Here is a 24,825-nt window from a genome sequence, read left to right as displayed (position 1 = left end):
GGTAGGCGAGAGGCGCGCCGAGGCCGCTTGCGACCTCGGGCCCAGGAAGGGAGCGGGGTATGACGGCAACGAACCAGAGCGGCAGAGGACAGCAGGCTCGCCAGGAAGCCTCGCGCGTCGGCCAGCAGGCCGCGCAGGCCGGGGGTCAGGTCGCCCACACCGCAGCTGAGCAGGGTGGGCAGGTGGCCGCAGAAGCGCGGCGACAGGCCCAGCAGTTGACCGGTGAGGCGACCGGGCAGCTCCGGGAGCAGGCGCAGTCGCAGCAGCGGCGGGCCGCCGAGGGTCTGCGTGACCTGGGGCAGAACCTCAGTTCGATGGCCGAACGGGACGGCGATTCCGGGCTGGCCGGCCAAGTTGTACGCAAGGCGGCCGATGCCGCCCAGCAGGCCGCCGGTTGGCTCGACGAGCGCGAACCCGGCGAGGTGTTCGACGAGGTGCGCACGTACGCGCGGCACCATCCGGCGACGTTCCTCGCAGGGGCGGCGGTGGCCGGGCTGCTGGTCGGGCGGCTCACCCGTGGCCTGACCGCGCCGGCCTCGGGCAACGGTCAGGGTGCGAGCGCGCCCGGTGCTGCGTCACCCGCGCAGGGCGCACCGGCGGACGTCGGCCAGCAGCCGTACGTGGGGACGGCACGGGCGCAGAACGTCTCGCCCGCCGGTGAACAGGCGCGGGACCTGCCCGGCGGGGTGGCACCGTGAGCGCCCCGGAGAAGGAGCGGACCCAGGCCTCCGTCGGCGATCTGATCGGCGATGTGACCCGGGACATGTCCACTCTGGTGCGCAAGGAGGTCGAGCTGGCCAAGGCCGAGTTGCGCGAGGAGGCCAGCCAGGCGGGTAAGGCCGGCGGTATGTTCGGCGGCGCCGCGTTGGCCGGGTTCCTGGCGGTGCTCTTCGTGTCGTACGCCCTCTGGTGGGGGCTGTCCAACACGATGGACCAGGGGTGGGCGGCGCTGATCGTCGCGGTCCTCTGGGCCGCCGTGGCCGGTGGTCTCTTCATCAACGCCCGGACCCAGCTGAAGCGGGCTCGTGCGGTGCTGCCCCGGACCAAGCAGACTGCCCGAGAGCTACCGGACGCCCTGCGGGGTCGGTGAACGAGTCGGGAGGGAACAGGTCATGTCCAGTGATCCGGATCGGATCCGGCGGGAGATCGAGACCACCCGCAACGAGTTGAGCAGTGACGTCGACGCGCTGACCGACAAGGTCAACCCGCGTCGGATCGCCGGTGACCGCGTCGGGCAGGCCCGCGGCGCGTTCACCCGAGCGAAGGAGAAGATGATGGGCAGCTCGAACCACCTGGGGCAGGAGGCTGGCCAACGGATGTCGCACGCGGCCGGTTCGGTACGCAACGAAACCCGTTCACTCGGGCAGCAGTCCCGCGAGCAGGCTCAGGGCAACCCGATGGCCGCCGGCCTGGTCGCCTTCGGAGTCGGTCTACTGGCCGCCTCCCTGATCCCGCCGAGCGGACGTGAGCGACAACTCGCCGGGCGCGCGCGGAGCATGGTGAGTGAGCACTCTGGTGAGCTGCGCGAGCAGGCGAGCCAGGTTGGCCACCAGATGCAGGACAACCTGCGGGAGCCCGCGCAGCAGGCGGCGCAGTCGGTCCGGTCCAGCGCCCAGCAGGGCGTGTCCGCGGTACGCGACCAGGGCCGTTCGGCCGCCGGTCAGGTGCAGGGAGAGACGCATGCGGCCGTCGACGACCTTCGACAGCGCTGACCCGACCGATGCGCCGGGGCCGACGCCGGTGATGCGGGTACGCTCCGCCTCCGCGCCGGCCCCGGGCCGGCCGGTGAACGAGGACCTGGTCTTCCGCTTCGGCCCGTTGGTCGGTGTCCTGGACGGCGCGACAGTCCCGGACGGTTTCGACACCGGCTGCGTGCACGGGCCCGAGTGGTACGTCCGGCACCTCGCCGCCCGGATCGGCGTCGCCGAGGCGGTACGCCCGGCCGCCCGGCTGACCAGCAACCTGGCCGCGGCCATCCTCGCGGTGCGCGCCGACCACGGCGGTCAGTGCGACCTCGACCATCCGGGCACCCCGTCCAGCACGGTTTGCCTCCTGCGGGACTGCGGCGACCAGGTGGACTACCTGGTGCTCTGCGACAGCCCGCTGGTCCTCGACGCCGGCGGGCAGGTCAGCGTGGTCACCGACAACCGGCTGGTCACGGCGATGACGGAGCTGCGGGAGACCGTGGCGATCGTGCCGGACGGCACTGCGGACCCGGTCACCCGGTTCCGGCACGCCGTGAGCGTCCAGCGGGAGCGGATGAACCGCACCCACGGCTACTGGGTGGCGGCTGCCGACCCGGACGCGGCGTTCCACGCGGTGACCGGGACGGCGCCCCGGCACGGTCCGGGGGCGCTCCGGCGGGCGGCCCTGCTCAGTGACGGCGCGTCCAGCGCGGTGGAGCAGTTCGAGTTGACCGACTGGGCTGGTCTGCTGGACCTGCTGAGCGTCGACGGTCCGGGCGCGCTGATCGACCGGGTGCGGGACGCCGAGCGTGACCACCCGGACCGACTGCGCCGGCACAAGTCCACCGACGACGCGTCGGTGGTGTTCTGCGAGTTCGGGTAGGCGGTTTCAGCATTCGGCACCCGGTCGGGTGACAACGGAGCGTGATGTGGAACACCTGGGCCGCCCGACCGGCCGGTACCGCTGTCCGGACCGCCAGTGGATGGCCAATGGGGTGGACTTAGCCCGATGAGGGCGGCAGACTGCGGCACGTGGCGGGTGCTGTCCGGCTGGAGCCGGTGGACGAACGGAACCTGGAGCCGTTGCTCTCCGTAGCGGCTGCGGAGGCGGAACCCGGTGACGTCATGCCCCCGGTCGAAGCGCCCGCCGGCTGGTCGCTCGCCCGCCGCGAGGCGTTCCGCGAATTCCACCGGGCGAGTTTCGGCGGGCTGGACGGTCCGACCCGTTCGCAGATGTACGCCATCCTCGTCGGTGGCGAGGTGCTGGGCATGGTCCGGATGACGCGCTGTGATGAGCCCGGCACGGTGGAGACCGGGATGTGGCTCGGCCGCTCGGCGCGCGGGCAGGGAATCGGCGCGGCCGCCCTGCGGGAGTTGCTGAACGCCGCGGCTCGGGCCGGTATGCGGGCGGTGGTCGCCGAGACGACCCCTGACAACATCGGCGCGGTTTCGGTGCTGCAGAAGTGCGGCGCGAAACTGCGCGAGGACGACGGCAAGGTACGCGCCGAGATCTGCCTCGATTCGACGCCTCCCGCCTTCTGAGGTGCCAGGTGGGGCCGGCGGCGACCGCAGGGGCCGCCGCCGACCGCCCGGGGTCAGGCCGGCAGCCGGACGATGTCGTAGTCGGTGCTCGGCGTCGACTCCACGTCGAACCGGCCGTTCACCACGTACAACGCCGAGCCGAGCAGGTCGCCGGTGGCCGGCGACCGCAGCTGCGGGCCGGTGATCTCCCGCTGCACCACTCCGGCGGTGTACCCGGCGTTCATCCGGACCACCGCGACGACGTTGGTCAGGTTCCGGATCACGTAGAGGGTGCGTCCGCGCAGCACCAGCCCGTCGGCCCGTTCCACCGAGTAGCCCCCGAGGTCGACGAGGCGGCTGCCGCCGGTACGCGGGTCGACGCGTACGAGCTGACCGGTCAGCATCTGCGCGACCAGCAGGTCACCGTCCGGCAGTGCCACGATCCCGTTGTGGTAGACGTCCGGAGTGGCCGCCGGACCGCTGAGCTGCAGCACCCGGAAGGCGGTGGGGGCCGGAAGGCGACCACCCGGGCCCAGGGGCACCACATACAGCACCTGCCGCGCGGAGTCGGTGAAGTAGACCGCTCGCTGGGTGATCACGAGGTCGTTGACGTAGCTGCCCGGAACATCGGTGAACTGGTAGTGGGCCAGCCTGGTGCCGGTGTTCGCGTCGTACACGCTCGCGCCCCCGCCGGAGAAGTCGGCGGTCCAGAGCCGGCCCTGCGGGTCGAGCTTGAGGCCCGCCTTGTCGGTGCCGGGTGTGCCGGGGATCAGCACCGAGCCGCGGCCGGTGCGTAAGTCGCCCCGCCACACGGCACCGTCAAGAATGGACCCCACGAAGACGGTGGTGCCACGACCGATCGTCAGTCCTTCCGGAGTGAACCCGTTCGGCAGCGCGATCCTGTCGGGGAACGGCTTCGCCGGATGAGCCGCCGCCGGTGCACCGACCGAGACCAGGGTCGCCGCCGCCACGAGGGGGACGATGAGAAGAGAGAGCAGCTTGCGCAAGGAACACCACCTGACGTCGCAGTGGATAACTCCACTGAGGAATGTGACGTCTTAGGAACGCCCTGGGCGCGACGAAAGGTTGTACTGGTCTGGTCACTCCCTGCCGGCGGCGTACGCGGCCAGGCTGGCGACCTGGGCCGGATCGAGCGACGGGCGTACGCGGGCGCGGGCGGCCGACACGTGCTCGGCGGTGACCGTGGCGGCGGCGAGCGACTCCCGCATCGCGGCCAACGCCGCCTCGCGGATCAGCGCCGCGCAGTCCGCGGCGGAGAAGCCGGTCAGCTCGTCACCGAGGGCGGCCAGGTCGACCTCCGGTGCCAACGGCACCTGCCGGGACGCCGCCCGCAGGATCTCCGCTCGGGCGGGCCCGTCCGGCGGTGGCACGTAGACCAGCCGTTCCAACCGGCCCGGCCGCAGCAGCGCCGGGTCGACCAGGTCCGGCCGGTTCGTCGCGCCGACCACCACCACGTTGCGCAGTGTCTCCACCCCGTCCAGCTCGGTGAGCAGGGCGGCCATCACCCGGTCCGTGGTGCCACCGTCGGTGGCCTGGCCGCGCACCGGTGCGAGCGCGTCCACCTCGTCCAGGAAGATCAGGGTGGGGGCCGCCTCCCGGGCCCGACGGAACAGCTCGCGGACCGCGCGTTCGCTCTCACCGACCCACTTGGAGAGCAGTTCGGCGCCCTTGACCGACAGCACGTTGGCCCGCCCCGAGCCGGCCAGCGCGGTGACCAGGTACGTCTTGCCGCAGCCCGGCGGCCCGTACAGCAGCACTCCGCGTGGCGGCTGCACCCCGAGCCGGGCGAAGGTGTCCGGGTAGGTCAGCGGCCACAGCACCGACTCGGTCAACCTCTGCTTGACCTCGTCCAGCCCTCCCACGTCGTCCAGGGTCACCGACGCCAGATCCAGGGTGGACGCCGCCATCGTGGTGGGCCGGACCACCTCCCGGGCGGCGGTGAAATCGGCCATCGACACCGTCGGCGTCTCGGCGGACTTCTGCCGCAGCGCCGCGCGTACCCCGGCCTCCCGGACCAGTGCGGCCAGGTCCGCCGCGACGAACCCGGGGGTGCGCGCGGCCACGTCGTCCAGCCGGACGTCGTCGGCCAACGGCACCTGCCGGGTCAGCACGGTGAGCTGTTCGCGGCGCAGCGCCTGATCCGGGAGTGGGATGCTGATCCGCAGCGACAGCAGGTCGGGTGCGCGCAGTGCGGGGTCGACCGCCTCCGGCCGGCTGGTGGTGCAGACCACGGCGATGCCGGCGCGAATGCTCTCCACGAGCACCTGACGGAACACCGTCGCCACCGGGCCGGGATCGTCCGCGGGTGCGAGCGCCTCGACGTCGGTGACCAGCAGCACCGCCGGCCCGCCGGCGCGGGCCGCCGTCGCCGCGCCGCGCAACCGCTCGGCGGCGGCCTGACCGGCCAGCGCCGCCACCTCCGGCGCCCAGAGTGGGTGGACGCGGGCACCAACCCGGGCGGCCACCGCCCGCACCAGCGCCGACTTACCGGAACCCGCCGGGCCGACCAGCAACACCCCCAGCGAGATGGTGGTGCCGAGCCGGCCCAACACCTCCCGGTGGTGGAAGCCGAGATCCAGCAGTTCGGTCAGCTCCTCGGCCTGGGCCCGCAGCCCCGGCAACTCGTCCACGTCTGGTGCGTCCTCCGCCGGCACGGCGTCGGTGCTCGCACCCGGCCGGGCCGGCGCGGTGTCGACCGGGGCCGGCCCGGCGTGGGTGGTCGCGCCGTGCTGCCAACCGATCACCGTGCCCATGGTGACCAGCGCGCCGGCCGCCGGCTCGACCGTGACCACGGTGAGCAGCGTGCTGGTCCAGGCGAAACCGACGGTGTTGGCGAGGCTGCGCCGCGCCGCCTCGACCAGGCTGCGGACCGAGGCGTCCGGCAGCACGTCCTGCGGCAGCAGCGACACGTCATCCCCGGCGGTGAGCACCTTGCCCAGCAGGGCGAGCCGGAGCATCTCCGGGCTGACCGCCGCGACGACCTCCACCGGTCCGGCCAGGACGACCCGGCTCGCCGGAACCAACGGCACCGGAGTCACCCGCACCTGACCACCGTCGCGCAGACCCAGGTTGCCCAACGTCAGGTCGTCGGCGTACAGCAGAGCGCTGCTCGCGCCCGGCCCGGCAGCCACCGCGATCCCGGCCGTCTCCCGGCGACCGGCAAGGCGTACCGGGTCGCCGGGGCGTAGCCCCAGCGCGGTCAGCGCCTCCGGGTGCAGGCGCACGATGCCCCGTCGGGCGTCCAGCGCCGCCGGCCGCAGGCTCGCCGTCAGGGTCAGGTCGGGTTGCGCCACTGCCCGACCGTAGCCGTCAGCGGCCAGCCCCGCCGGTCAGCGCCGCGGATCCAGTTCGTCCAGGAGCGTCGGGTCGCGTCGGATCAACTCGGCCAACCGGGCCGCCGGGTCCGGGGTCAGCCCGTCCGGGCCGGGAGCCCAGGCCGGCACCGTCCGGCCGGAGAGCGGCCAGGCCGGCGGGGGGTCCACCGGGGTCGGCGGAGGCACCGGTCCGACCGTGACCGCGGGCCCGTCCCAGGCGACCCGCATCGGGTACGCCCGCCCGGCGTGCTCCACCTGCACGGTCACCGCCAGCCCGGGGTACGCCCCGACGACCTGGCGGACCGCCTCGGCCACCTCCTCGACGGGTCCCCATCCGGCCACCTCGCTCGGGGCCTCCACCCCCGCGTGCCGCGGGTCGTGCCGACCCGACCGGGTGTTGCGGGTGTCGCCGCCGAGGCCGGGCGGGCTCGACGGTGCGGTGGTGTCGTCACGGTCGGCGGCCCGACGGCGCGACGCCTCCTCACGTCGGGCCAGCCGGGCCAGCGTCTCGTCCAGGTCGCCCCTCACCAGATCACCTCTTCCCGCCACGGCCGGAGCTGGCTGGCTCAGGCCTTCCTGTCCCGGGTAGCGCGGTCCAGCGCGCGGTCCAGGACGACCAGTAGGGCGTCCCGCACCGACAGCCGGTCGCGGGCATCGAACTGCACCAGGGGTACATGATCGCCGATGGCCAGCGCCCAACGGATCTCGCCGAGCTCCAGGGCCAGTCGCCCGTCGAAGGCGTTGACCCCGACGACGAACGGCAGCCCGGCCCGTTCGAAGAAGTCGATGGCCGGGAAACAGTCGTCCAGCCGGGAACTGTCCACCACCACCAGTGCGCCGAGCGCTCCCCGGGCCAGGTCGTCCCACATGAAGCCGAACCGGGTCTGCCCCGGCGTGCCGAACAGGTAGAGCTTCAGGCTCCGGTCGATCGTCACGCAGCCGAAATCCATCGCCACCGTGGTGGTGGTCTTGGCGGACCGGGCACCCGGGTCGTCCACGCCGATCCCGGCGCTGGTCATCTCGGCCTCGGTGGTCAGGGGCGCGATCTCGGAGATCGCCCCCACGGTGGTGGTCTTGCCCACCCCGAACCCACCGGCCACCAGGATCTTGACCGGGATCGGCGGTGCGGCCGGCTTACCGACCGGAGGCGGCACCGACCCCGTTGCGGAGGAGGGCCGGTACGGCGGCGGTGCGGACGCCGGTGGCCCGGCCCGGCCGACTATCGGCCCGGTGCCCGCAGACATGCCGTAACGGGCGGCGGCGCTGTTCGCGGCGACCCCGCCGAGCGGGGCGGCCGGCCATTCAGGAGATCGCACGGAGTCCATCAATCACTCGCAGGATGAGATCGGGGTCGACAGCGTCGTCGGTGTCGGTGACGTGCACGTCCAGGTGCCCGGCGGCGCGTAGGTCGCCGACCAGGACCCGGACCACGCCGAAGTGCAGTCGGGCGCGGGCCGAGATCTCGGCCACCGAGATTGGCTCGACGCAGAGCGCGATGATCGTCTGAAGTTCCGGTGCCAGCAGGGCGCCGGGCGGGCCGACCCACCCGGCGCCGTCCATGCGGACGGTCACCTGGGTCTCCAGCCCGATCGCCGGGTCGGCGCCCGCCACCCGCCCGGCGGTGAGCACGAACGGACGAGGACCGGACGGCTGCTCCTCGGCCGGCTCCGGCAGCACCGGTGTCGCCGCCGCGCCGTCCCCGAACGATTGTGACGTGCGCAGGTACGGGCGGATCCGAACTCTGGGTTCCGAATCCGGATCGTCGCCGGCGACGTCGGGGGTCACTGCTGAACGGCGTTCTTCAACTCGACGATCAGTCGCGGGGTCAGGGCGCCACCGGCCCGCCCGGCGAAGAGCGTCATCTCGTACGCGACGGTGCCCAGGTTCGCCGACCGGTCGGCGACCACCCCGAGCACGGAACCGCTGCTGATCGCGCTGATCAGCAGGTAACCGTCGGCCATGTCGACGATCACCCGGTTCAAGCCGCCGAGCGCGTACCAACTGGCGGCCCCACCGGCGAGGCTGGTCATCCCGGACACGACGGCGGCCAACCGCTCCGCGTTGGACCGGTCCTTGATCGCCGACATGGCCATCAGCAGACCGTCCGAGGAGACCGCGATCGCCTCCAGGACCCCGGCGGTGCTGGACGTGAAGGAGTCCAGCAGCCAGTTGAACGTACGGGCCTCCGGGCTGAGGTCCCCATTGGCGCCGGGCTGAGTCTGGTCGACGTTTTCGTGCAGGAAGGGGCTGGTCACCGTGATGATCCTTCTTCGTTCCGGTGGTCGGGGCTGACTTCGCGGAGAGCGCGGGCGACGCCCGCCTCGAACTCGCTGATGAGGTCGCGGACCTCGGCCGGGTCACCGAGGTGGGTAGTGGGCGGTTGGCAGGCCGGGACGGCGGTGAGGTTCTCCCCCGGTACCCGTCGGCTCAACCGGGGCCGCTGCGGTGCCGCATCGGTCGAGCCGCCACCGCGCGGCACCGTGGGGCCGGCGCCACCCGGTGTGCTGGGCAGGTCGACGGTCGTGCCCAGCCCTGCCGCAACCCGGGCCGACGGGTCGCTGGTCGTCCGCGCCGACGCACTGTCGGCGCCCGGTGCCACCTGCGACTCGGCGCGGCGTACCCCGGCTTGGAAGGCCTCGACCAGCGCGCGGGCGGCAGCGGGGTCCGCGCTGGTGGCGTCCACCGGCCGGGTCGTCGCGGCGGTGGCGTGCAGACTGGCCCCGGGCACGCGCTGCCGCACCCGTGGCCCAGCTGGCGTGCCCGCCGGTTGCGCGCTCTGGGGTTCGGGAACGGTCTCCTCCGGCTGACCCCGGCCGAACGCGTTCCAGGACGGGCCGGCGTCCAGGCTGCGGGTGGCCCGGCTGAGCAGGTCCGAGTCGAAGCGTGCCGGCACGGCGACGGCCGTCGCGCGGGGCCGCGCCTCGTGCTCGGCGTCGAGGGTCGCAGTGGTACGCCGATCCGGCACCGCGGCGCGGGCCACGGTGACGCCGGCGCGGTCGGCGCGGCGCAGCACCAGCGACGCCGACGGGATCTCCAGCTGTGCGGTCACCCCACCGCCGCCGGTGGCGGCCAGGGCAACCTGCCAGCCGTGCCGACGGGCCAACCGGCCCACCACGAAGAGGCCGAGCACCTCGGTCGGGGCCAGGTCGAGCCGTTCCCGGCGGGTGAACCGGGCGTTCTCCTCGGCCAGCCGTTGCTCGCTCATGCCGATGCCGTGGTCCACCACCGTGAGCCGCGCACCGAGGCCGGACGTCTCGGCGGTCACCAGCACCCGGGTCTGCGGCGGGGAGAAGACCGTGGCGTTCTCCATCAGCTCGGCCAGCGCCAGGACGAGGTCACCGACCACCGCCGGGGCGGCCGAGACGCCCGCCGGCACCTGCACCTCCACCCGCGTGTAGTCCTCGATCTCGCCGAGCGCCAACCGGACCACGTCGGCCAGCGGCACCGGCGCGGTGTGCGCGTCGGCCCCGGCCGAGCCGGAGAGCACCACGAGGCTGCCGGCGTTGCGCCGCAACCGGCTGGAGATGTGGTCGAGTCGGTACAGGTGCTCCAGGCGGCCGGGGTCGGCCTCCTGCTGCTCCAGCCGGTCGATCAGTGCGATCTGCCGACCCACCAGATTCTGGGTACGCCGCCCGACGTGGCCGAACATCTGCGCCACGTTGCGTCGGCCGGCGACCTGCCGCTCGACCAACTGCGCCGCAGTGTTCTGCACCCGGTCGAAGGCCCGCGCCAGGTCGCCGATCTCGTCGTTGGCGCGGATGTCCACCGGCTCCAACCGGACCGCCTGGGGTCTCTCCGTCTCGTCGTCGGTGACCCGGACCAGTTCCGCCTCGGCGACCCGGGCGACCCGGTCGGCCGAGCGGGTGAGCCGGGTCAGCGGTCGGGCCACCGTCCGCGCCACCGCCACGCTGAGCAGCACCACCAGCGTCAGGATCAACGCCGCCAAGGCACCGACCAGGTACGCGGCGGTCAGCGCCCGCCGCTGCTCGGCAGTTACCTCGGCGAGCACGTCGGCGACCAGCTTCTTTTCCACGAACTGGCCGAGCCGGATCATCGTGCGGACGGCCGGGAAGAGCGCCTCCAGCGGCACGTCGCGGACCGCGCCGGCCGGATCCCGGGCGCTGGTTACCAGGAAGTCGGGGCTGGTACGCGCGGCCACCGCCGCCTCGTTGAGCTGAGCCACCGTGAGCTGCTCGGGCGTGATCAGGCTGCGGAAGCGCGAGTTGTCGACCTGGAGCGCGGCGATGCACGCCACGTACCCGGCTGTGGTGTCCGGGGTGCCGATCGCCTTGACCAGCAGGCTCAGGGTGGCGCAGGCGCCGAGGCCCTCGTCAGCGCGGAGCAACCCGTCGAGGGCGAGCACCTGCCGGCCAGGCAACGTGTTGGTGTCCACGCTGAACGGCAGCCGCAGTGATTCGATGATCCCCTTGTTGACCGGGCCGAACGCGTCCATCACCTGACCGGGGTTGGCGGCTCGGGTCAGGACGGCCGTCCGCAGGTCGATGAGACTGGACACGCCGTCGAGGGCGCGGTCGACCTCGTCGGTCAGCGCGTCGCTGCGCGCCGCCCGGAGGTCGGCCACCCGGTCGTCCACGTCGGCGGACTTACGGACCAGCTCACCGCGTTCGACCCGGCCGAGCAGGAAGCCGACGGAGAGGACGCGTTCCTGCTGGAGATCCTGGACGAGGCTGCCGACCCGGCTGGCCAGCCGGACCCGCTCAGCGGTGTCGGCGGCCCGCTGTGCCGCGGCGACCCGGTCGAGCATCACCGGCACGGCCAAGCCGACCATGCTGAGCAGCGGGATCACCACGAGCAGGGCGAGCTTGCCGCGGATCCGGAGCCTACCGAGCAGCATCGAACGCCCCCCACGGTGCGGTCTCCGCATCAGCGGTCGCGCCGACCGGTTGCAGTGCCCGTGGCTCGTCGGCCGGCGGTTGCCACGGGTCCCGGTGTGGCGGGGTGTCGGGGCCTTCCGCGTGAGCCGCGGCCAGGGCGGCCCGACGGCGGGCCCGGCGGGCGGCGGCGACCAGCAACGCGGCGAGCCAGCCCAGCAACAGGGCGGCGACGACCCCCGCGCCGGCGGTCGACCAGCGGTCCCGGTTGAGTCGGTCGATGCGCTCGACCAGCAGGGCGTCCAGTTCGCTGAGGATGACCGGCTGAAGTTGGCGGGCCGAGTTGTGTGAGTTGACCGCGGCGGCACTCAACTGGCTCGGGTTGACCACGCCGGTGTCCTTGCCCGGCAAGGAGTACGCGGCAAGCGCCTCCGTCGAACGCTGATAGGTGTCCAGCGGGGTCAACACGTTGGCGCCGAGGTCGGTGCTCTCCGAACCGTCCACGGCCGAACGCAGGTTGTCGACGAGGTCGGCGGCGGGCGCCAGGGCGGAAACCCGTAGGCCGCTCAGCTCCATCAGGCCGCGCGGCTGGTCGGCGGCGGGGCGGCGGGAGACCAGCGTGCCGAGGTCGGCGAGCCGGCCGGCGGCGACCACCGCCTCGGGCAGTTCCTGGCCGGCGCTGTCCTGGAGGAAGAACGAGTCGGAGTCGGGGTCGCGGACCAGCCCGGAGCTTTCCCGGACCTTTCGGTGCAGGGCCAGCAGCAGGTCGGCGACTTCGGTGTACGCGGTGTAGGCGGCCTCGGGGTCGGCGACGCTGCGACCGCGCAGCGCCTCCAACTTGGCCCGTACGCCGGCCCAGCGCTCCTGGCTGAGCAGTTCCCCGCCGATGCGGGCGTCCACCGCGGCGGTCTCCTCGACCGCCTTGTTCAACGCCTCCCGTGCCACCGGGCGGCCGTTGACCGCGTTGGACTGGGCCTCCACGAGGGCGTCGGTGACCGCCGCCAGAGCGGTGAGGTACTGGACGCCGAGCCGTTCCCGGGCGGCGAGGTCGCGGTCGTCGGTGATCTGCCGCCAGTTCGACGTGACGAGCAGGCCCAACGGTGCCAACAGCGCTCCGATGAGCAGCAGGGGCAGCAGCCGGCCCAGCGTGGACGGCCGTCGACGGGCCCGCGGCGCGGGGACTGTCATGTGTGTCTCCTCCGGCGTGGGGCGCGGGTCGGCGCGGCGTCGGGCTAGCCGACAAGTCCCGTCCACCGGACCGGAAAACTAATCGAACCCCGGACTGGTCAGACCTCACTGAACGAGTCAGGTTTACGTCAGTTCGAGTCATGTCACCATTTGTCCTCGTTGCCGGCACGCTCCGTGTCGGCTGTGGGCGTGACATGGAGGGATCGATGTGGATATCCGCGGAAGATCGGAATTCACGGGATCCGAAGTCAACTCGCTGTGCCGCGTCGGACGTTGCGCGCTCGCACCCCACTCCGCACCGATCGGGGCAACCGGACGGACGTACGGCGGATCTCAGCCAACGCTCAGGCTGCGGGCCGTACCGTGTGCCGCATGACATCGCCGTCGCCGGCCGCGTGGTTCCGGCGTGCCCTGCCCACCCGTCGCCGCGCGACCGCCGCCGTGGTGGTCGTCGTGCTGTTGGCCGCCGCCGTGACCTGGGCGGTGTGGCCGCAGGGACCGGGCGTACGCACCGAGAGCGCGATGCTCACCGTCCGCTCCGGACCGTCCGGCGACCAGCCGGTGAACCTGGACACCACCCTCTACCTGCCGGACGACGCCTCGTCCGGTCGGAAGGTGCCGGCGGTGCTGTTGGCGCACGGGTTCGGCGGCACGAAGGAGTCGGTGCGTTCCGACGCGGAGGAGTTCGCCGGGCGCGGCTACGCGGTGCTCACCTGGACCGCCCGGGGTTTCGGCCGCAGCGGTGGTGAGATCCACCTGGACAACCCGGACTACGAGGTGCGCGACGCTGAGCGGCTGCTGGACTGGCTGGCCGCCCGGCCGGAGGTGCGCACCGACGCGGCCGGCGATCCGAAGGTCGGTGTGGTCGGCGGCTCGTACGGCGGTGGGTTGGCGTTGCTGCTGGCCGCCCAGGACCGTCGGGTCGACGCGATCGTCCCCATGATCACCTGGAACGACCTGTCTCGGGCGTTCCTGCCGGAGAGCACCGGCGCAGCGCCGACCGAGGGCGTGTTCAAGAAGGGCTGGGCCGGCCTGTTCTTCGGCGGGGGCGGCAACGTGGGCTCCGGCCCGGCCGGGCTCTCCGGCGCGACGGCGGCCCAGCCGCAGGGCGCACCGGCGTCGGCCGGCCCGCCCAGCCCCGGGCCGGGTGCCGGGCCGGGCACCGGCCCCGGTGGCGCCCCGACCGGTGCCGCCGACCCGTCCTGCGGCCGCTTCGCCGCAGACGTGTGCGCCGCGTACCTCCGGATCGCCACCACCGGACGCGCCGATCAGGCCGCCGTGGACCTGCTGCGCCGCTCCAGCCCGGCGGGTGTGCTGGATCGGATCAAGGCGCCCACCCTGCTGGTGCAGGGCGAGGCGGACACCCTCTTCCCGCTCGGTGAGGCGGACGCGAACGCCCGCGGTATCGCCGCCACCGGCACCCCGGTACGGGTCGCCTGGTTCACCGGTGGGCACGACGGCGGCAGTGGACCCCGTTCGGACTCCGACCGGGTGAAGTTCCTGACCGTCCAGTGGCTCGACCACTACGTCAAGGGCGAGGGCGACGCGCCCGGCGAGGACTTCACCTGGTCACGGATCGCCGGTTTCGACGCGCTCGACCGGGGTCTCGTCGCCACCGGTTTCCGCCGCGCCGACTACCCGGGCCTGACCGGCAACGCCCGCCGGGAGGTGACCGTCACCGGCCCGGCGCAGCCGATCGCGAACCCGCCGAACGGCAACCCGGCCGCCATCTCCTCGATCCCGTTCGCGGGCGGACTCGCCTCGCTGCTGGACGGCGTGGCCGGCGACGTGCCCGGCCAGCACGCCCAGTTCGAGTCCACCCCGCTGACCGAGGCGGTCGACGTGGCCGGGGCACCCACCGTCACGCTGCGGGCCGCGTCGCCCACCGGCGAGGCGGTGCTCTTCGTCAAGCTCTACGACGTCGACAAGGACGGCGCGGCCACCCTGCCGAACGGCCTGGTCGCCCCGATCCGGCTCACCGGTCTGCCGCAGCAGGTGCAGGACGCCCGCCCGGTCACCGTGACGCTGCCCGGGATCGTCCGCCGGGTGGAGGCCGGACACCGGCTGCGGCTGGTGGTCGCCACCTCCGACCAGGCGTACACCACGCCCGCCGAGCCGACCGTCTACACGGTGGCCGCGGACGGCGCGGTCAGCCTGCCCACTGTCGACGGCGAGCCGATCCCCACCGCGGCCACGATCTGGCGCTGGGTGCTCGCCGGTCTGCTCGCCGCCATCGTGATCGGGCTCGTCGTGGTCGTCGCCCTGGTCCGCCGCCGGCACCGCCGCCAGGACCGGTCGGTGCATCCGGAGTACGCGGACACCCCGCTGGCCGTGCGCGCACTGCGCAAGGAGTACGCGGACGGCTTCGTCGCCGTGTCGAACGTGGACTTCGAGGTGCACCCGGGTCAGGTCGTGGGTCTGCTCGGGCCGAACGGCGCCGGCAAGACCACCACTTTGCGGGTGCTGATGGGGCTGACCCAGCCGACCGCCGGGGAGATCTACGTCTTCGGTCGGCGGCTGGTGCCCGGCTCGCCGGTGCTGTCCCGGATCGGGGCGCTGGTGGAGGGGCCTGGCTTCCTGCCGCACCTGTCGGGTCTGGACAACCTGAAGGAGTACTGGCGGGCCACCGGGCGGCCGTGGGAGGACGCACAGTTCGACGCGGCGCTGGAGATCGCCGGGCTGGGTGACTCCGTGCACCGGAAGATCAAGAACTACAGCCACGGGATGCGTCAGCGTCTCGCCATCGCCCAGGCCATGCTCGGCCTCCCCGAACTGCTGGTGTTGGACGAGCCGACCGACGGGCTCGACCCGCCGCAGATCGCCGAGATGCGCCGGGTGCTCCAGCGGTACGCAACGGACGGCCGGGCGGTGCTGGTCTCCAGCCATCTGCTGGCCGAGGTGGAGCAGACGTGCACGCACGCGGTGGTGGTGAACAAGGGCCGGATCGTGGCGTCCGGGCCGGTGGAGGAGATCGTGGGCGAGTCGCCGAGCGTGCTCTTCGATGTCACCGACCCGGTGGCGGCGCGGGCGGTGCTGGACCGGCTGCACGGGGTCCGCGTGTTGCCGGAGAGCGACGGCCAACTGGTGGTCGACACCAACGGCACGGCCCGCAGCGAGGTGGTGGCGGAGTTGGTGCGCGCCGGCATCGGAGTGGATCGGGTGGTGCCTCGGCGGCGCCTGGAGGACGCGTTCCTCGCCCTGGTGGGCGAGAACTCTCGGGGAAGCGGTGACCGGTGATGGTTGTTACTGACGCGGGTGAGGCCCGTGGCTACCGGCCGTCGGCCACCATGCCGTTCGTGGCGGAGTTCCGTCGGCAGGCGTCCCGCCGGCGGACCCAGCTGGCGCTCGGGTTCATGGTGTTGCTGCCGCTGATCATCCTGATCGCGTTCCAGTTCAATTCCGGTGGCGACGACGACAACGGCCGCAACGAGTTCGCCAGCCTGGTCGAGCTGGCCACCTCGGGCGGGCTCAACTTCACCCTGTTCTCGATCTTCGTCTCGGCGTCGTTCCTGCTGGTGGTGGTCGTCGCGCTGTTCTGCGGCGACACGGTAGCCAGCGAGGCGAGCTGGGGCAGCCTGCGGTATCTGTTGGCGATCCCGGTGCCCCGGGCGCGGTTGTTGACGGTGAAGCTGGTGGTCGCGCTCGCGTACTCGGGACTGGCCCTGCTGCTGTTGGCCGGCACCGCGTTGCTGGCCGGCACCCTGCGCTACGGCTGGTCGCCGCTGCGCAGCACGGTCGCCGCCGAGTTGGAACCCACCGAGGGGTTGCTCCGGTTGCTGGCCGTGCTGGGTTACCTGGCGGTCGTCCTGCTGGTGGTGGCCGGTTTGGCGTTCCTGCTGTCGGTGACCACGGACGCCGCGCTGGGCGCGGTGGGTGGCGCGGTGCTGCTCTGGATCCTGTCCAGCATCCTGGACCAGATCACCGCCCTGGGCGCGCTGCGCGACTTCCTGCCCACCCACTTCAGCACCGCCTGGCTGGGCCTGCTCTCGACTCCGGTGCAGACCGACGACGTGGTGCGCGGCTGCATCTCGGCGATCAGCTACGCGACGCTGTTCTGGGGGTTGGCGTTCTGGCGGTTCACCCGCAAGGACATCACCTCGTAGCGGATCGGCTCACAGCCGACTGTCGGGCGGGCTCACCGACGACGGCACCGCGCTCGGTGCTGGCGGCGGGGCCGGCCGGGTCGGCACCGGCGCGGACGGGTCGGCCTTCTTCCAGGCGCTGACGCCGATCCGGCCGGTGTTGCCGAGGTCGATCGGCCCGTCCGGGTCCACCTCTGCGGCCGGCTGCCCGGCGGCGGGTGCCACGGTCAGGAACTCCCCATTCGTGGCCACCACTGTCGAGTCGGTCACCAGGTTGCGCCAGAGCACCACGGCGGTGGCCCGCTCCCCGGCGGCGAGGGTGACCTTCCGGGGCGGTTGGTCGAAGCCTGAAGTGATCCCCTTGGCGCCGTTGACCACCCGCAACATGATCGGCTCGCGCTCTTCGTCGAACACGTGCAGCACCGGGTAGCCGTTCAGCTGGTAGGGGCGGTCACCGCAGTTGACCAGCTCGATGCCGAGGGCGCGCAGGCCCATGGCCGCGTCCCCGCCGGTCGAGCGGATCCGAACGCCGGTCGGCGGGCACTCGGCCAGCGGGGCGACGGTCTCTGACGGGCTTGCGGTCGGGGTGGGCGCGGTCGCTGGTCGTGGGCCGTCCGGGCCGCCCTGGCCGCGATGATCGTCCGGAGTGCAGCCGCCGAGCACGAGAGCCGTCGCGATCGTTGCGCTGATGCGTCGTGTTGCGGTGTCGCGAGGGATCATCCGTTGATCCTCGCTCACCGCGGCAGCGCACCGCCGCGTGCCCTCGCTGGCCCACTGCACTGCCGCGCGCCCTCGCTGGCCCACTGCACTGCCGCGTGCCCTCGCCCCACTGCACCGCCAGACGAGAGGGTCGCTGACCTCTCCTGGTGAGCCTTTGGAGCTGAATCGTTTGCGACATCGCCTCCGTGGATCGCGCGGCGCCGTCCGGCGCGCGATATCCCTGGGTTTCGGCAGGCGATAAGGGGGGGTGGGGCCCGGGGGTGCCCTGCGTCTATGGCGGCTGGACGGCCCGTACCCACAGTGTGGGAGCGTGCCCACGGCGGTCGGCGTGGCTTGAATTTTCTTCTTTTCGCAGCTCAAGGGCCCGAGAGGCGTGCCTGTGAGGCTGTGCGCGCTCGACGCGAGGCTCTAGACGCCGGTACATTCCGGCCGGGGACTTTCCCACTAACAAGGAATTTATAAGCGTCGATACTTTCATGCCTCACATTGAAGGGGTCCGATTCCTTCGATGGAGGTACCGATGAACGCTTCTCGGCTCGGCGGGCCGACCCTGTCCCTGTTCCGCATCGTGATCGGCCTGCTGTTCACGTTGCACGGCTTGACCTCGGTATTCGGGTTGTTCGGCGGCAACCCGATGACCGGTGAGGCCATCGCGCTCGGCGCCTGGCCGGGCTGGTGGGCCGCGCTGATCCAGCTGGTCTGCGGCGCCCTGGTGCTGGCCGGTCTCTTCACCCGACCCGCCGCTCTTCTCGCATCCGGCTCGATGGCGTACGCCTACTTCGTCGTGCACCAGCCGGACGGTTTGCTGCCGTTGCACAACGGTGGTGAGCTGTCGGCGCTCTTCTGCTGGTCGTTCCTGCTGGTCGCGGCTCTCGGTCCGGGTTCTTGGGCGTTCGACACGCTGCTCGCACGTCGCCGCGACGTTCGGTCCGTGCCGGCGGCGCCGGTGACTGACAACAGCCCGATCGTCGTTTGACCGCACCTGTACCGCGCGTCGCCGGGGCCTCGACGAGGCGGCCCCGGTGACGCGCCCGGTCAGGGGTTCCCCGCCCTCGGAGTGCTTCGCGAGGGCCGCGCACCGGGGTCCCGGCTCTGCGCTCGCGCACCGGGGTCCCTCGCGCATCGGGGTTCCGGCTCGGCGCTGATGTCGTAAACGATTCAGCTCCATAGCGTGCGCGAGGGGCAGGTCTTACCCGCCCCGCAGCGTGCCTGGCGGCGACGACGCGGGAGGGCCGCAGCGTGCCTGGCGGCGACGACGCGGGAGGGCCGCAGCGTGCCTGGCGGCGACGACGCAGGAGGGCCGAAGCGTGACGGCGGCCGAAGCGTGAGGGCCGCAGCGGGAAGCCCGCAGCGGGAGCGTCAGGCCGGCGGGCGTTGGGCGAGGACCGCGTCCAGTAGGCCGGGGTAGAGCTGGTCCAGCTCGTCGCGGCGGAGCCGGACCAGTCGGCTCGTGCCGGCGGCACGGGTCCGGGTCAGGCCGGCCTCACGCAGCACCTTGAGGTGGTGGCTGCGGGTCGCCTTGGAGACGCCGAAGTCGAAGCTGCCGCAGGGGGACTCGCTGCCGTCGGCGAGCGCCCGGACGATCTGTAGCCGCACGTCGTCGGCGAGTGCGGCCAACACGCTGGTGACCGGTACGGCGGTCAGGTCGGGCTCGTGCGGCTCCATGTGACCAGTGTAACCCTTGTTCGACAATCATCGAACAACACCCTATGGTCGGTGTCGTTGGTTCGATGATACTCGAACATTGGAGTTGCCGATGCGATCCCGCGCCACCGCTTACCCACTGGTAGCCGTGCTCGGCTGGGGCGTGATGTTCCCGATCCTGGCCAGCGCGCTCAACCGGGTCGACCCGCTCAACCTGACCACCGCGCGCTACCTGCTGGCCGCCGTCGTCCTGGTCGCCATCCTGCTGTTCCGTGAGGGGGCCGGCGCGCTGCGGCACGGTGGTCGAGCACGGGAGGTGCTGGTGCTCGGAGTGGTCGGCTTCGCGGGCTTCAACCTGCTCACCAACCTGGCGCTCGAACACGCCGCCCCACAGCAGATCTCACTCTTCGTGGCCACCACCCCGGTGATCACCCAGCTCGTCCGTTGGGCTCGCGACGGCGTACGCCCGAAGCCGCTCCTGCTGGCCCTCTCCCTGGTGGCGCTCCTCGGAGTCGGCCTGGTGATCACGCGCGGGAGCCTGGCCGGGCTCGGCCAGTTCGGTCTCGGCGGGCTGATGATGATCGGAGCGGTGCTGGGCTGGGGCATCTACACCCACGGTGCCAGCCGGTTCGGTGAGTGGTCGCCGCTGCGCTTCACCACCCTGACCGCGCTCGCCGGCACGGCCGCCATGCTCGCTCTGAGCATCGGCGCCGACGCCGTCGGCTGGCAGCACGCGCCGGGCGCCGCCGACCTCGTGGCGGTCACCCCGCAGCTGGCGTACGCCGTGCTGGTGGGCGCCGTGATCTCGGTCCTGGCCTGGAACACCGGCGTGCAGCGACTCGGCGCCGCCAACGCCGCGCTGTTCATGAACCTGGTCCCGGTGACCACCTTCGCGGTGCAGATCGTTCGCGGCTACCGCCCCGAGCCCGTCGAGCTGGTCGGGGCCGCCATCACGATCGCCGCCCTGATCGCCGCGAACCTCGCCGCCCGCCCCCGGACCGCGTCGCTGCCCCGGCCGGGCGCGGTAACGGACCCGATCGCGGTGACCGACCCTGCGGCCGTGAGCGCCCGCTGACCCACTCCCTGGGATCCGCGCTGGAGGCCGTGCCCAGCTTTGCCTAGACTCGACGGCACAACTTAATACCTCATCCAGAGGGGCTGAGGGATACGGCCCGACGACGCCCCGGCAACCACCCCGCGCGCTCACCGCTGAGCGACCCGCGGGGCAGGTGCCAATTCCGTCCCCGCCGCACCGTGCGATGCGGGGAAAGATGAGAGGACTCTCGACATGACGTCGACGCTCGTCACCTCCGGCATCGACACCGCTGCCAGCCCGGCCCGCGCCCTGGTCTGCCGCGCCTGTTCGGCCCGCTACCCGCTCGCTGCCCAGCACGCCTGTTACGAGTGTTTCGGCCCGCTGGAAGTCGACTACGACAGCGCCGCACTGGCCACCGTCACCCGCGAACAGATCGAGGCCGGCCCGAACAACATCTGGCGGTACGCTGCGCTGCTGCCCGCCGGTCAGGACCCGGCGAGCCGGGTCACCCTCGACCCGGGGCTGACCCCACTGGTGGCGGCCCCGCACCTCGCCGCCGAGCTGGGCATCACCGCACCGCTCTGGGTCAAGGACGACAGCGCCAACCCCACCCACTCGTTCAAGGACCGGGTCGTCTCGGTGGCGCTCACCGCCGCCAAGGCGCTCGGCTTCACCCGGTTCGCGTGCGCGTCGACAGGCAACCTGGCCAACTCGGTGGCCGCCCACGCCGCCCGCGCCGGCGTGCCCTCGGTGGTCTTCATCCCCAGCGACCTGGAGCAGGGCAAGGTCATCACCACCGCCGTCTACGGCGGCGAGCTGGTCGCCATCGACGGCTCGTACGACGATGTCAACCGGCTCTGCGGCGAGCTGGTGGAAACCGACGAATTCGAGGACACCGCGTTCGTCAACGTGAACGTCCGGCCGTACTACGCGGAGGGCTCCAAGACCCTGGGATACGAGGTGGCCGAGCAGCTCGGCTGGCGGATCCCGGCGCAGGTTGTCATTCCGATGGCCAGCGGCGAGCTGCTCACCAAGATTGACAAGGCGTTCTCCGAGCTGGTGGAGATCGGCCTGGTCGAGGCGCCGGCCGGCGGTTGGAAGGTCTTCGGCGCGCAGTCCGCCGGCTGCAACCCGATCGCCACCGCTCTGCACGCCGACACCGACACGATCATCCCGGTCAAGCCGACCGGCATCGCCAAGTCGCTCAACATCGGCGACCCGGCGGCCGGCCTCTACGCCCTGGAGGCGGTCCGCCGCACCGGTGGCTGGATGGAGTACGTCGACGACGACGAGATCCGGGCGGGCATCCGCGACCTGGCGCGTACCACCGGGGTCTTCGCCGAGACCGCGGGTGGGGTGACCGTGGCCGTGCTGCGCAAGCTGGTCGAGTCCGGTCGGCTCGACCCGACGGCCGAAACCGTCGTGTTCAACACCGGCGAGGGTCTGAAGACCATCGACGCGGTGGCCGGGCAGGTCGGGCCGACCCACCACATCAAGCCCTCGCTGCGTGCCGCCCGCGACGCCGGCCTCCTCGGCTGATCCGCCGGGTAACTGGGTTTTCGCTGTGAGTGTGGAAAACCCGCCGCTACGGACTTGACGGCAGGAACCGGACGGCGCAAGATGCTCCGTGCGGGAGGGCATTTCGCCGAAGACTTTTGAAGTTCTTGCGACCCAACGCCGGAGGCGTTGTGCGAGTGTCCCTCCCGACCACGTTCGATCGGGCCAGCGATTAATTCGCTGGCCCGGTCGCTTTTCCGGGTGCACCCTCAGCGGCATGAGCATCACGATCGCGTCGTTCGACGGCGCCGACCGGACCGCGGTCGACGAGGCGTACCGGATCGGGTCGGCGGCCAACGACGCCGACCTGCCGGACTTCCCGCCCTCCTGCCGGCGCCGCTTCGACGCGCTGTTCCACACGCCGATGCCCGGCACCCAGTCACTCTGGGCGCTGGCCCGACTGGACGGCGTACCGGCCGGCTACCTCCAACTGGACCTGCCGCAGCTCGACAACACCGACAACGCCACCGCCGAGCTGCTGGTGCATCCCCAGCTGCGCCGCCGGGGAGTCGGCCGGGCCCTGCACGAGTACGGAGTACGCCTGCTGCGCGAGCACGGCCGCAAGCGCGTGGTGGGGATGGCTGTCTCCGCGCTGCCCGGTGGGCCGGCCCGAAGCGTGGCCCCCGACGCGTTCGCCGCCGCGACCGGGGCCCGGCCCGCCCTCGCCGAGGTGCGCCGCCGGCTTGACGTCAGCAAGCTCGACCGGGTCGCGCTGCGGGCGGCGCTCGCCGAGGCCCGCCCGCTGGCCGAGGGCTACCAGTCGGTCTGCTGGCAGGGGGCGACCCCGCAGGAGTACGTCGCCGACATCGCCTACCTCGACGGCCGGTTGCTGATGGACGCGCCAATGGGCGACGTGCAGTGGGAGCCGGAGCAGGTGGACGCCGAGCGCATCCGTGGCAACGAACGGGCACTGGACGCCCGGGGCCGGCGGCGCTACCACCTCGGGATGCGCCACGAGGCGTCCGGTCGCCTGGTCGCCTGGACGCTGCTGGACGTGGGCGCCTCCGCCGACTGGCACGCGTTCCAGCAGATCACCATCGTCGACCCGGCCCATCGTGGGCACCGGCTCGGTCTCATCGCCAAGGCAGAGAACCTGCACCACCTGCTCACCCACGAGCCGGCGGTACAGGTGATCGACACCTGGAACGCGGCCAGCAACAGCTACATGGTGGCGATCAACGAGCAGCTCGGCTTCCGCCAGGTGGACTCCTGGACCGACTGGCAGCTCACGCTCTGACGCGTATCGGCGCTACTGCTCGCGGTGGGGACTCAGGCATGATGGCGGCATGACGGAGACCCCGCATCCCCTGTACGACAGGCACGCCGACACCCTCAACCGTGCGCTGACCGCGATCACGGAGCGGGGCTACTGGTCCGCCTATCCGGAATCCCCCAGCCCCCGGGTGTACGGCGAGAGCGCCGCCGCTGACGGTAAGGCCGCCTTCGAGGCGTACCTCGGTGGCGATTTTCCGCTCGACCAGCCCGGCAGTGGCGCTCGGGTCGCCACCGAGACGAGCCCGTTCGGGGTGGAGTTGGCGGTGCGCTACCCGCACGCTGGCACCGGCGAGCTGGTCGACGCCGCCTCCGCCGCGCTGCCGACGTGGCGTGACGCCGGCCCGCAGGCCCGGGTGGGCGTCTGCCTGGAGATCCTCGACCGGCTGCACAAGCACATCTTCGAGCTGGCCAACGCGGTGCAGTTCACCAGCGGGCAGGCGTTCGTGATGGCCTTCCAGGCCGGCGGCGCGCACGCGCTGGACCGGGCGTTGGAGGCGCTGGCGTACGCGTACGCCGAGATGACCCGGCACCCGGGCACGGCAGGCTGGGAGAAGGCCGCCGGCAAGGGTGACCCGCTGCGGATGACCAAGACGTTCCATGTGGTGCCGCGCGGAGTGGCGCTGGTGATCGGTTGCAACACCTTCCCGACCTGGAACTCGTACCCCGGGCTGTTCGCCTCGCTGGTCACCGGCAACCCGGTGATCGTCAAGCCGCACCCGCGCGCGGTGCTGCCGCTGGCCATCACCGTGAGGTACGCCCGGGAGGTGCTCGCCGAGGCCGGGTTCGACCCGAACCTGATCATGCTGGCGGCGGAGGCGCCCGGTGAGAAGCTCGCCAGCGACCTGGCCCTGCACCGCGCCGTCCGGATCGTCGACTTCACCGGCTCCACCGAGTACGGCGACTGGCTGGAGACGCACGCCCGGCAGGCATCGGTCTACACCGAGAAGGCCGGGCTCAACACCGTCGTCATCGACTCCACCGACGACTTCGCCGGCATGTGCCGCAACCTCGGTTTCACGCTGACCCTCTACAGCGGGCAGATGTGCACCACCTCGCAGAACATCCTCATCCCGGCCGGGGGCATCGAAACCGACCAGGGGCACAAGAGCTTCGACGAGGTGGCCGGCGGGATCGCCGCTGCGGTCGGCAAGCTCACCGCGGACCCGGCCCGAGGCGTGGAGCTGACCGGCGCCATCGTCAACGACGGGGTGCTGGAGCGGTTGGCCGAGGTGACCAAGGTCGGCGAGCCGGTGCTGGAGTCGCGCGCGGTGGCCCATCCGTCGTACGCCGACGCGGTGGTGCGTACCCCGACGATCGTGAAGCTGACCGCGGACGACGCGGAGACGTACGGCCGGGAGTGGTTCGGGCCGATCTCGTTCGCCATCGCGACCGACTCCACCGCGCACAGCCTGGAGTTGCTGCGCCGGACGGTCGGCGAGAAGGGCGCGCTCACCGCCGGGGTCTACTCGACCGACGAGGCCGTGTTGGACGCGGCCGAGGCGGTGGCGGTCGAGGTCGGGGTGCACCTGTCCTGCAACCTCACCGGCGGTGTCTTCGTCAACCAGTCGGCGGCGTTCTCCGACTTCCACGGCAGTGGGGCCAACGCGGCGGCCAACTCGGCGCTGACGGACGGGGCGTACGTGGCGAACCGGTTCCGGATCGTGCAGTCTCGGCGGCATGTCTGATCTTTGGTCTTGGTTGCGGTTGGGGGTTTCCGGGGCAGCCCGACCCGCTCCGGGCGGTCAGGCTTGATCCCTGCGCGGGCCGGGCTGCCCCGGAAACCCTGACGTCGGCCCGGTGGTCGTCGGCTGTCCGGCCTGGAGCCGCTCTCACACTCCATGATCGTGCTCGATCCAGGATGTAGGGGCCTCCCGCTGGTGGCTTACCACTAGATCCTGGTTGCAGCGCGATCATGGCCATCTGCGCGGCATGGCCCCGACCGGCGCGGCG

Annotated in this window: 22 protein-coding genes and 1 riboswitch; of the genes, 12 read left to right on the top strand and 10 right to left on the bottom strand. The window is 72.2% G+C overall.

Annotation, left to right across the window (positions count from 1 at the left end):
* The first annotated feature begins 59 nt into the window (after nucleotides 1-59).
* The 5 genes from V6U86_RS25655 to V6U86_RS25635 all read left to right on the top strand — a co-directional run bounded on the left by V6U86_RS25655 (nucleotide 60) and on the right by V6U86_RS25635 (nucleotide 3,227).
* Complete coding sequence (locus tag V6U86_RS25655; RefSeq protein ID WP_334507360.1) at nucleotides 60-698, top strand: hypothetical protein; 639 nt, start codon at nucleotides 60-62, stop codon at nucleotides 696-698.
* Nucleotides 695-1,090, top strand: coding sequence for a phage holin family protein (locus V6U86_RS25650; RefSeq protein WP_334507358.1), 396 nt, complete (start codon nucleotides 695-697; stop codon nucleotides 1,088-1,090). The genes V6U86_RS25655 and V6U86_RS25650 overlap by 4 nt, the downstream gene beginning before the upstream one ends.
* A 22-nt stretch (nucleotides 1,091-1,112) precedes the next feature.
* Nucleotides 1,113-1,712 carry a DUF3618 domain-containing protein gene (locus V6U86_RS25645; RefSeq protein WP_334507357.1) on the top strand — a complete coding sequence of 200 codons (600 nt, stop codon included), beginning with the start codon at nucleotides 1,113-1,115 and terminating at the stop codon, nucleotides 1,710-1,712.
* Complete coding sequence (locus V6U86_RS25640; protein WP_334507355.1) at nucleotides 1,681-2,568, top strand: hypothetical protein; 888 nt, start codon at nucleotides 1,681-1,683, stop codon at nucleotides 2,566-2,568. Before V6U86_RS25645 ends, V6U86_RS25640 begins: the two co-directional genes overlap by 32 nt.
* Before the next feature lie 149 nt (nucleotides 2,569-2,717).
* Nucleotides 2,718-3,227 (top strand): GNAT family N-acetyltransferase, encoded by a 510-nt coding sequence (locus V6U86_RS25635; RefSeq protein WP_334507353.1) that lies wholly within the window; start codon nucleotides 2,718-2,720, stop codon nucleotides 3,225-3,227.
* Nucleotides 3,228-3,280: 53 nt separating this feature from the next.
* On the opposite strand, the gene V6U86_RS25630 is transcribed toward V6U86_RS25635, so the two are convergent.
* The 8 genes from V6U86_RS25630 to V6U86_RS25595 all read right to left on the bottom strand — a co-directional run bounded on the left by V6U86_RS25630 (nucleotide 3,281) and on the right by V6U86_RS25595 (nucleotide 12,561).
* Nucleotides 3,281-4,213: an SMP-30/gluconolactonase/LRE family protein gene (locus tag V6U86_RS25630; protein WP_334507352.1), complete on the bottom strand. Its 933-nt coding sequence runs from the start codon at nucleotides 4,211-4,213 to the stop codon at nucleotides 3,281-3,283.
* Between the two features lie 93 nt (nucleotides 4,214-4,306).
* Nucleotides 4,307-6,520, bottom strand: a complete 2,214-nt coding sequence (locus V6U86_RS25625) for an AAA family ATPase (protein ID WP_334507350.1) — start codon at nucleotides 6,518-6,520, stop codon at nucleotides 4,307-4,309.
* Nucleotides 6,521-6,556: 36 nt separating this feature from the next.
* On the bottom strand, nucleotides 6,557-7,069 hold the full coding sequence (locus V6U86_RS25620; protein ID WP_334507348.1) for a hypothetical protein: 513 nt from the start codon (nucleotides 7,067-7,069) through the stop codon (nucleotides 6,557-6,559).
* Nucleotides 7,070-7,107: 38 nt separating this feature from the next.
* Complete coding sequence (locus V6U86_RS25615; protein ID WP_334507346.1) at nucleotides 7,108-7,866, bottom strand: GTP-binding protein; 759 nt, start codon at nucleotides 7,864-7,866, stop codon at nucleotides 7,108-7,110.
* A complete protein-coding gene (locus tag V6U86_RS25610) occupies nucleotides 7,844-8,326 on the bottom strand; it encodes a DUF742 domain-containing protein (RefSeq protein WP_334507344.1) in 483 nt (160 codons plus the stop codon). The genes V6U86_RS25615 and V6U86_RS25610 overlap by 23 nt, the downstream gene beginning before the upstream one ends.
* The gene (locus V6U86_RS25605) at nucleotides 8,323-8,796 is read right to left on the bottom strand and encodes a roadblock/LC7 domain-containing protein (protein ID WP_334507342.1); all 474 of its coding nucleotides are present in this window, start codon (nucleotides 8,794-8,796) and stop codon (nucleotides 8,323-8,325) included. Before V6U86_RS25605 ends, V6U86_RS25610 begins: the two co-directional genes overlap by 4 nt.
* The gene (locus V6U86_RS25600) at nucleotides 8,793-11,396 is read right to left on the bottom strand and encodes a sensor histidine kinase (RefSeq protein WP_334507339.1); all 2,604 of its coding nucleotides are present in this window, start codon (nucleotides 11,394-11,396) and stop codon (nucleotides 8,793-8,795) included. Before V6U86_RS25600 ends, V6U86_RS25605 begins: the two co-directional genes overlap by 4 nt.
* Nucleotides 11,383-12,561: a hypothetical protein gene (locus V6U86_RS25595; protein WP_334507337.1), complete on the bottom strand. Its 1,179-nt coding sequence runs from the start codon at nucleotides 12,559-12,561 to the stop codon at nucleotides 11,383-11,385. Before V6U86_RS25595 ends, V6U86_RS25600 begins: the two co-directional genes overlap by 14 nt.
* A gap of 372 nt (nucleotides 12,562-12,933) precedes the next feature.
* On the opposite strand from V6U86_RS25595, the gene V6U86_RS25590 reads away from it, so the two are divergent.
* On the top strand, nucleotides 12,934-15,798 hold the full coding sequence (locus tag V6U86_RS25590) for an alpha/beta fold hydrolase (protein WP_334507335.1): 2,865 nt from the start codon (nucleotides 12,934-12,936) through the stop codon (nucleotides 15,796-15,798).
* Nucleotides 15,798-16,664: an ABC transporter permease gene (locus tag V6U86_RS25585; RefSeq protein ID WP_334507332.1), complete on the top strand. Its 867-nt coding sequence runs from the start codon at nucleotides 15,798-15,800 to the stop codon at nucleotides 16,662-16,664. Before V6U86_RS25590 ends, V6U86_RS25585 begins: the two co-directional genes overlap by 1 nt.
* A gap of 9 nt (nucleotides 16,665-16,673) precedes the next feature.
* On the opposite strand, the gene V6U86_RS25580 is transcribed toward V6U86_RS25585, so the two are convergent.
* Entirely contained in the window at nucleotides 16,674-17,363 is a 690-nt protein-coding gene (locus tag V6U86_RS25580) for a DUF4232 domain-containing protein (protein WP_334507330.1), read from the bottom strand.
* Between the two features lie 520 nt (nucleotides 17,364-17,883).
* Between V6U86_RS25580 and V6U86_RS25575 the strand changes: the two genes are divergently transcribed.
* Nucleotides 17,884-18,339 carry a DoxX family protein gene (locus tag V6U86_RS25575; RefSeq protein WP_334507328.1) on the top strand — a complete coding sequence of 152 codons (456 nt, stop codon included), beginning with the start codon at nucleotides 17,884-17,886 and terminating at the stop codon, nucleotides 18,337-18,339.
* A gap of 383 nt (nucleotides 18,340-18,722) precedes the next feature.
* Here V6U86_RS25575 and V6U86_RS25570 read toward each other — a convergent pair whose 3' ends face one another.
* On the bottom strand, nucleotides 18,723-19,028 hold the full coding sequence (locus tag V6U86_RS25570; RefSeq protein ID WP_334507326.1) for an ArsR/SmtB family transcription factor: 306 nt from the start codon (nucleotides 19,026-19,028) through the stop codon (nucleotides 18,723-18,725).
* Nucleotides 19,029-19,119: 91 nt separating this feature from the next.
* On the opposite strand from V6U86_RS25570, the gene V6U86_RS25565 reads away from it, so the two are divergent.
* The 4 genes from V6U86_RS25565 (at nucleotide 19,120) to paaN (ending at nucleotide 24,560) form a co-directional block, all read left to right on the top strand.
* Nucleotides 19,120-20,082 (top strand): DMT family transporter, encoded by a 963-nt coding sequence (locus V6U86_RS25565; protein ID WP_334507324.1) that lies wholly within the window; start codon nucleotides 19,120-19,122, stop codon nucleotides 20,080-20,082.
* A 67-nt stretch (nucleotides 20,083-20,149) separates the two neighbouring features.
* A riboswitch (SAM riboswitch) is annotated at nucleotides 20,150-20,285 on the top strand.
* 10 nt (nucleotides 20,286-20,295) lie between these two features.
* Nucleotides 20,296-21,582: a threonine synthase gene (gene thrC / locus V6U86_RS25560; protein WP_334507322.1), complete on the top strand. Its 1,287-nt coding sequence runs from the start codon at nucleotides 20,296-20,298 to the stop codon at nucleotides 21,580-21,582.
* Between the two features lie 235 nt (nucleotides 21,583-21,817).
* Nucleotides 21,818-22,837 (top strand): GNAT family N-acetyltransferase, encoded by a 1,020-nt coding sequence (locus V6U86_RS25555; RefSeq protein WP_334507320.1) that lies wholly within the window; start codon nucleotides 21,818-21,820, stop codon nucleotides 22,835-22,837.
* 49 nt (nucleotides 22,838-22,886) lie between these two features.
* A complete protein-coding gene (gene paaN / locus V6U86_RS25550; protein ID WP_334507318.1) occupies nucleotides 22,887-24,560 on the top strand; it encodes a phenylacetic acid degradation protein PaaN in 1,674 nt (557 codons plus the stop codon).
* Nucleotides 24,561-24,825: the final 265 nt, after the last annotated feature.

The organism is Micromonospora sp. CPCC 205558 (assembly GCF_036902955.1).
Classification (GTDB): domain Bacteria; phylum Actinomycetota; class Actinomycetes; order Mycobacteriales; family Micromonosporaceae; genus Micromonospora.
The sequence above is the reverse complement of the archived record's forward strand: the minus strand, read 5'-3'. Positions and strand labels throughout refer to the sequence as shown.

What these genes read in the sequence shown, in the direction of transcription:
- V6U86_RS25585 (WP_334507332.1), top strand. Translation starts at nt 15,798, where the DNA reads ATGGTTGTTACTGACGCGGGTGAGGCCCGTGGCTACCGGCCGTCGGCC.
- V6U86_RS25615 (WP_334507346.1), bottom strand. Translation starts at nt 7,866, where the DNA reads ATGGACTCCGTGCGATCTCCTGAATGGCCGGCCGCCCCGCTCGGCGGG.
- V6U86_RS25575 (WP_334507328.1), top strand. Translation starts at nt 17,884, where the DNA reads ATGAACGCTTCTCGGCTCGGCGGGCCGACCCTGTCCCTGTTCCGCATC.
- V6U86_RS25580 (WP_334507330.1), bottom strand. Translation starts at nt 17,363, where the DNA reads ATGATCCCTCGCGACACCGCAACACGACGCATCAGCGCAACGATCGCG.
- V6U86_RS25595 (WP_334507337.1), bottom strand. Translation starts at nt 12,561, where the DNA reads ATGACAGTCCCCGCGCCGCGGGCCCGTCGACGGCCGTCCACGCTGGGC.
- V6U86_RS25570 (WP_334507326.1), bottom strand. Translation starts at nt 19,028, where the DNA reads ATGGAGCCGCACGAGCCCGACCTGACCGCCGTACCGGTCACCAGCGTG.
- paaN (WP_334507318.1), top strand. Translation starts at nt 22,887, where the DNA reads ATGACGGAGACCCCGCATCCCCTGTACGACAGGCACGCCGACACCCTC.
- V6U86_RS25555 (WP_334507320.1), top strand. Translation starts at nt 21,818, where the DNA reads ATGAGCATCACGATCGCGTCGTTCGACGGCGCCGACCGGACCGCGGTC.
- V6U86_RS25590 (WP_334507335.1), top strand. Translation starts at nt 12,934, where the DNA reads ATGACATCGCCGTCGCCGGCCGCGTGGTTCCGGCGTGCCCTGCCCACC.
- V6U86_RS25640 (WP_334507355.1), top strand. Translation starts at nt 1,681, where the DNA reads ATGCGGCCGTCGACGACCTTCGACAGCGCTGACCCGACCGATGCGCCG.
- V6U86_RS25600 (WP_334507339.1), bottom strand. Translation starts at nt 11,396, where the DNA reads ATGCTGCTCGGTAGGCTCCGGATCCGCGGCAAGCTCGCCCTGCTCGTG.
- V6U86_RS25655 (WP_334507360.1), top strand. Translation starts at nt 60, where the DNA reads ATGACGGCAACGAACCAGAGCGGCAGAGGACAGCAGGCTCGCCAGGAA.
- V6U86_RS25565 (WP_334507324.1), top strand. Translation starts at nt 19,120, where the DNA reads ATGCGATCCCGCGCCACCGCTTACCCACTGGTAGCCGTGCTCGGCTGG.
- V6U86_RS25645 (WP_334507357.1), top strand. Translation starts at nt 1,113, where the DNA reads ATGTCCAGTGATCCGGATCGGATCCGGCGGGAGATCGAGACCACCCGC.
- thrC (WP_334507322.1), top strand. Translation starts at nt 20,296, where the DNA reads ATGACGTCGACGCTCGTCACCTCCGGCATCGACACCGCTGCCAGCCCG.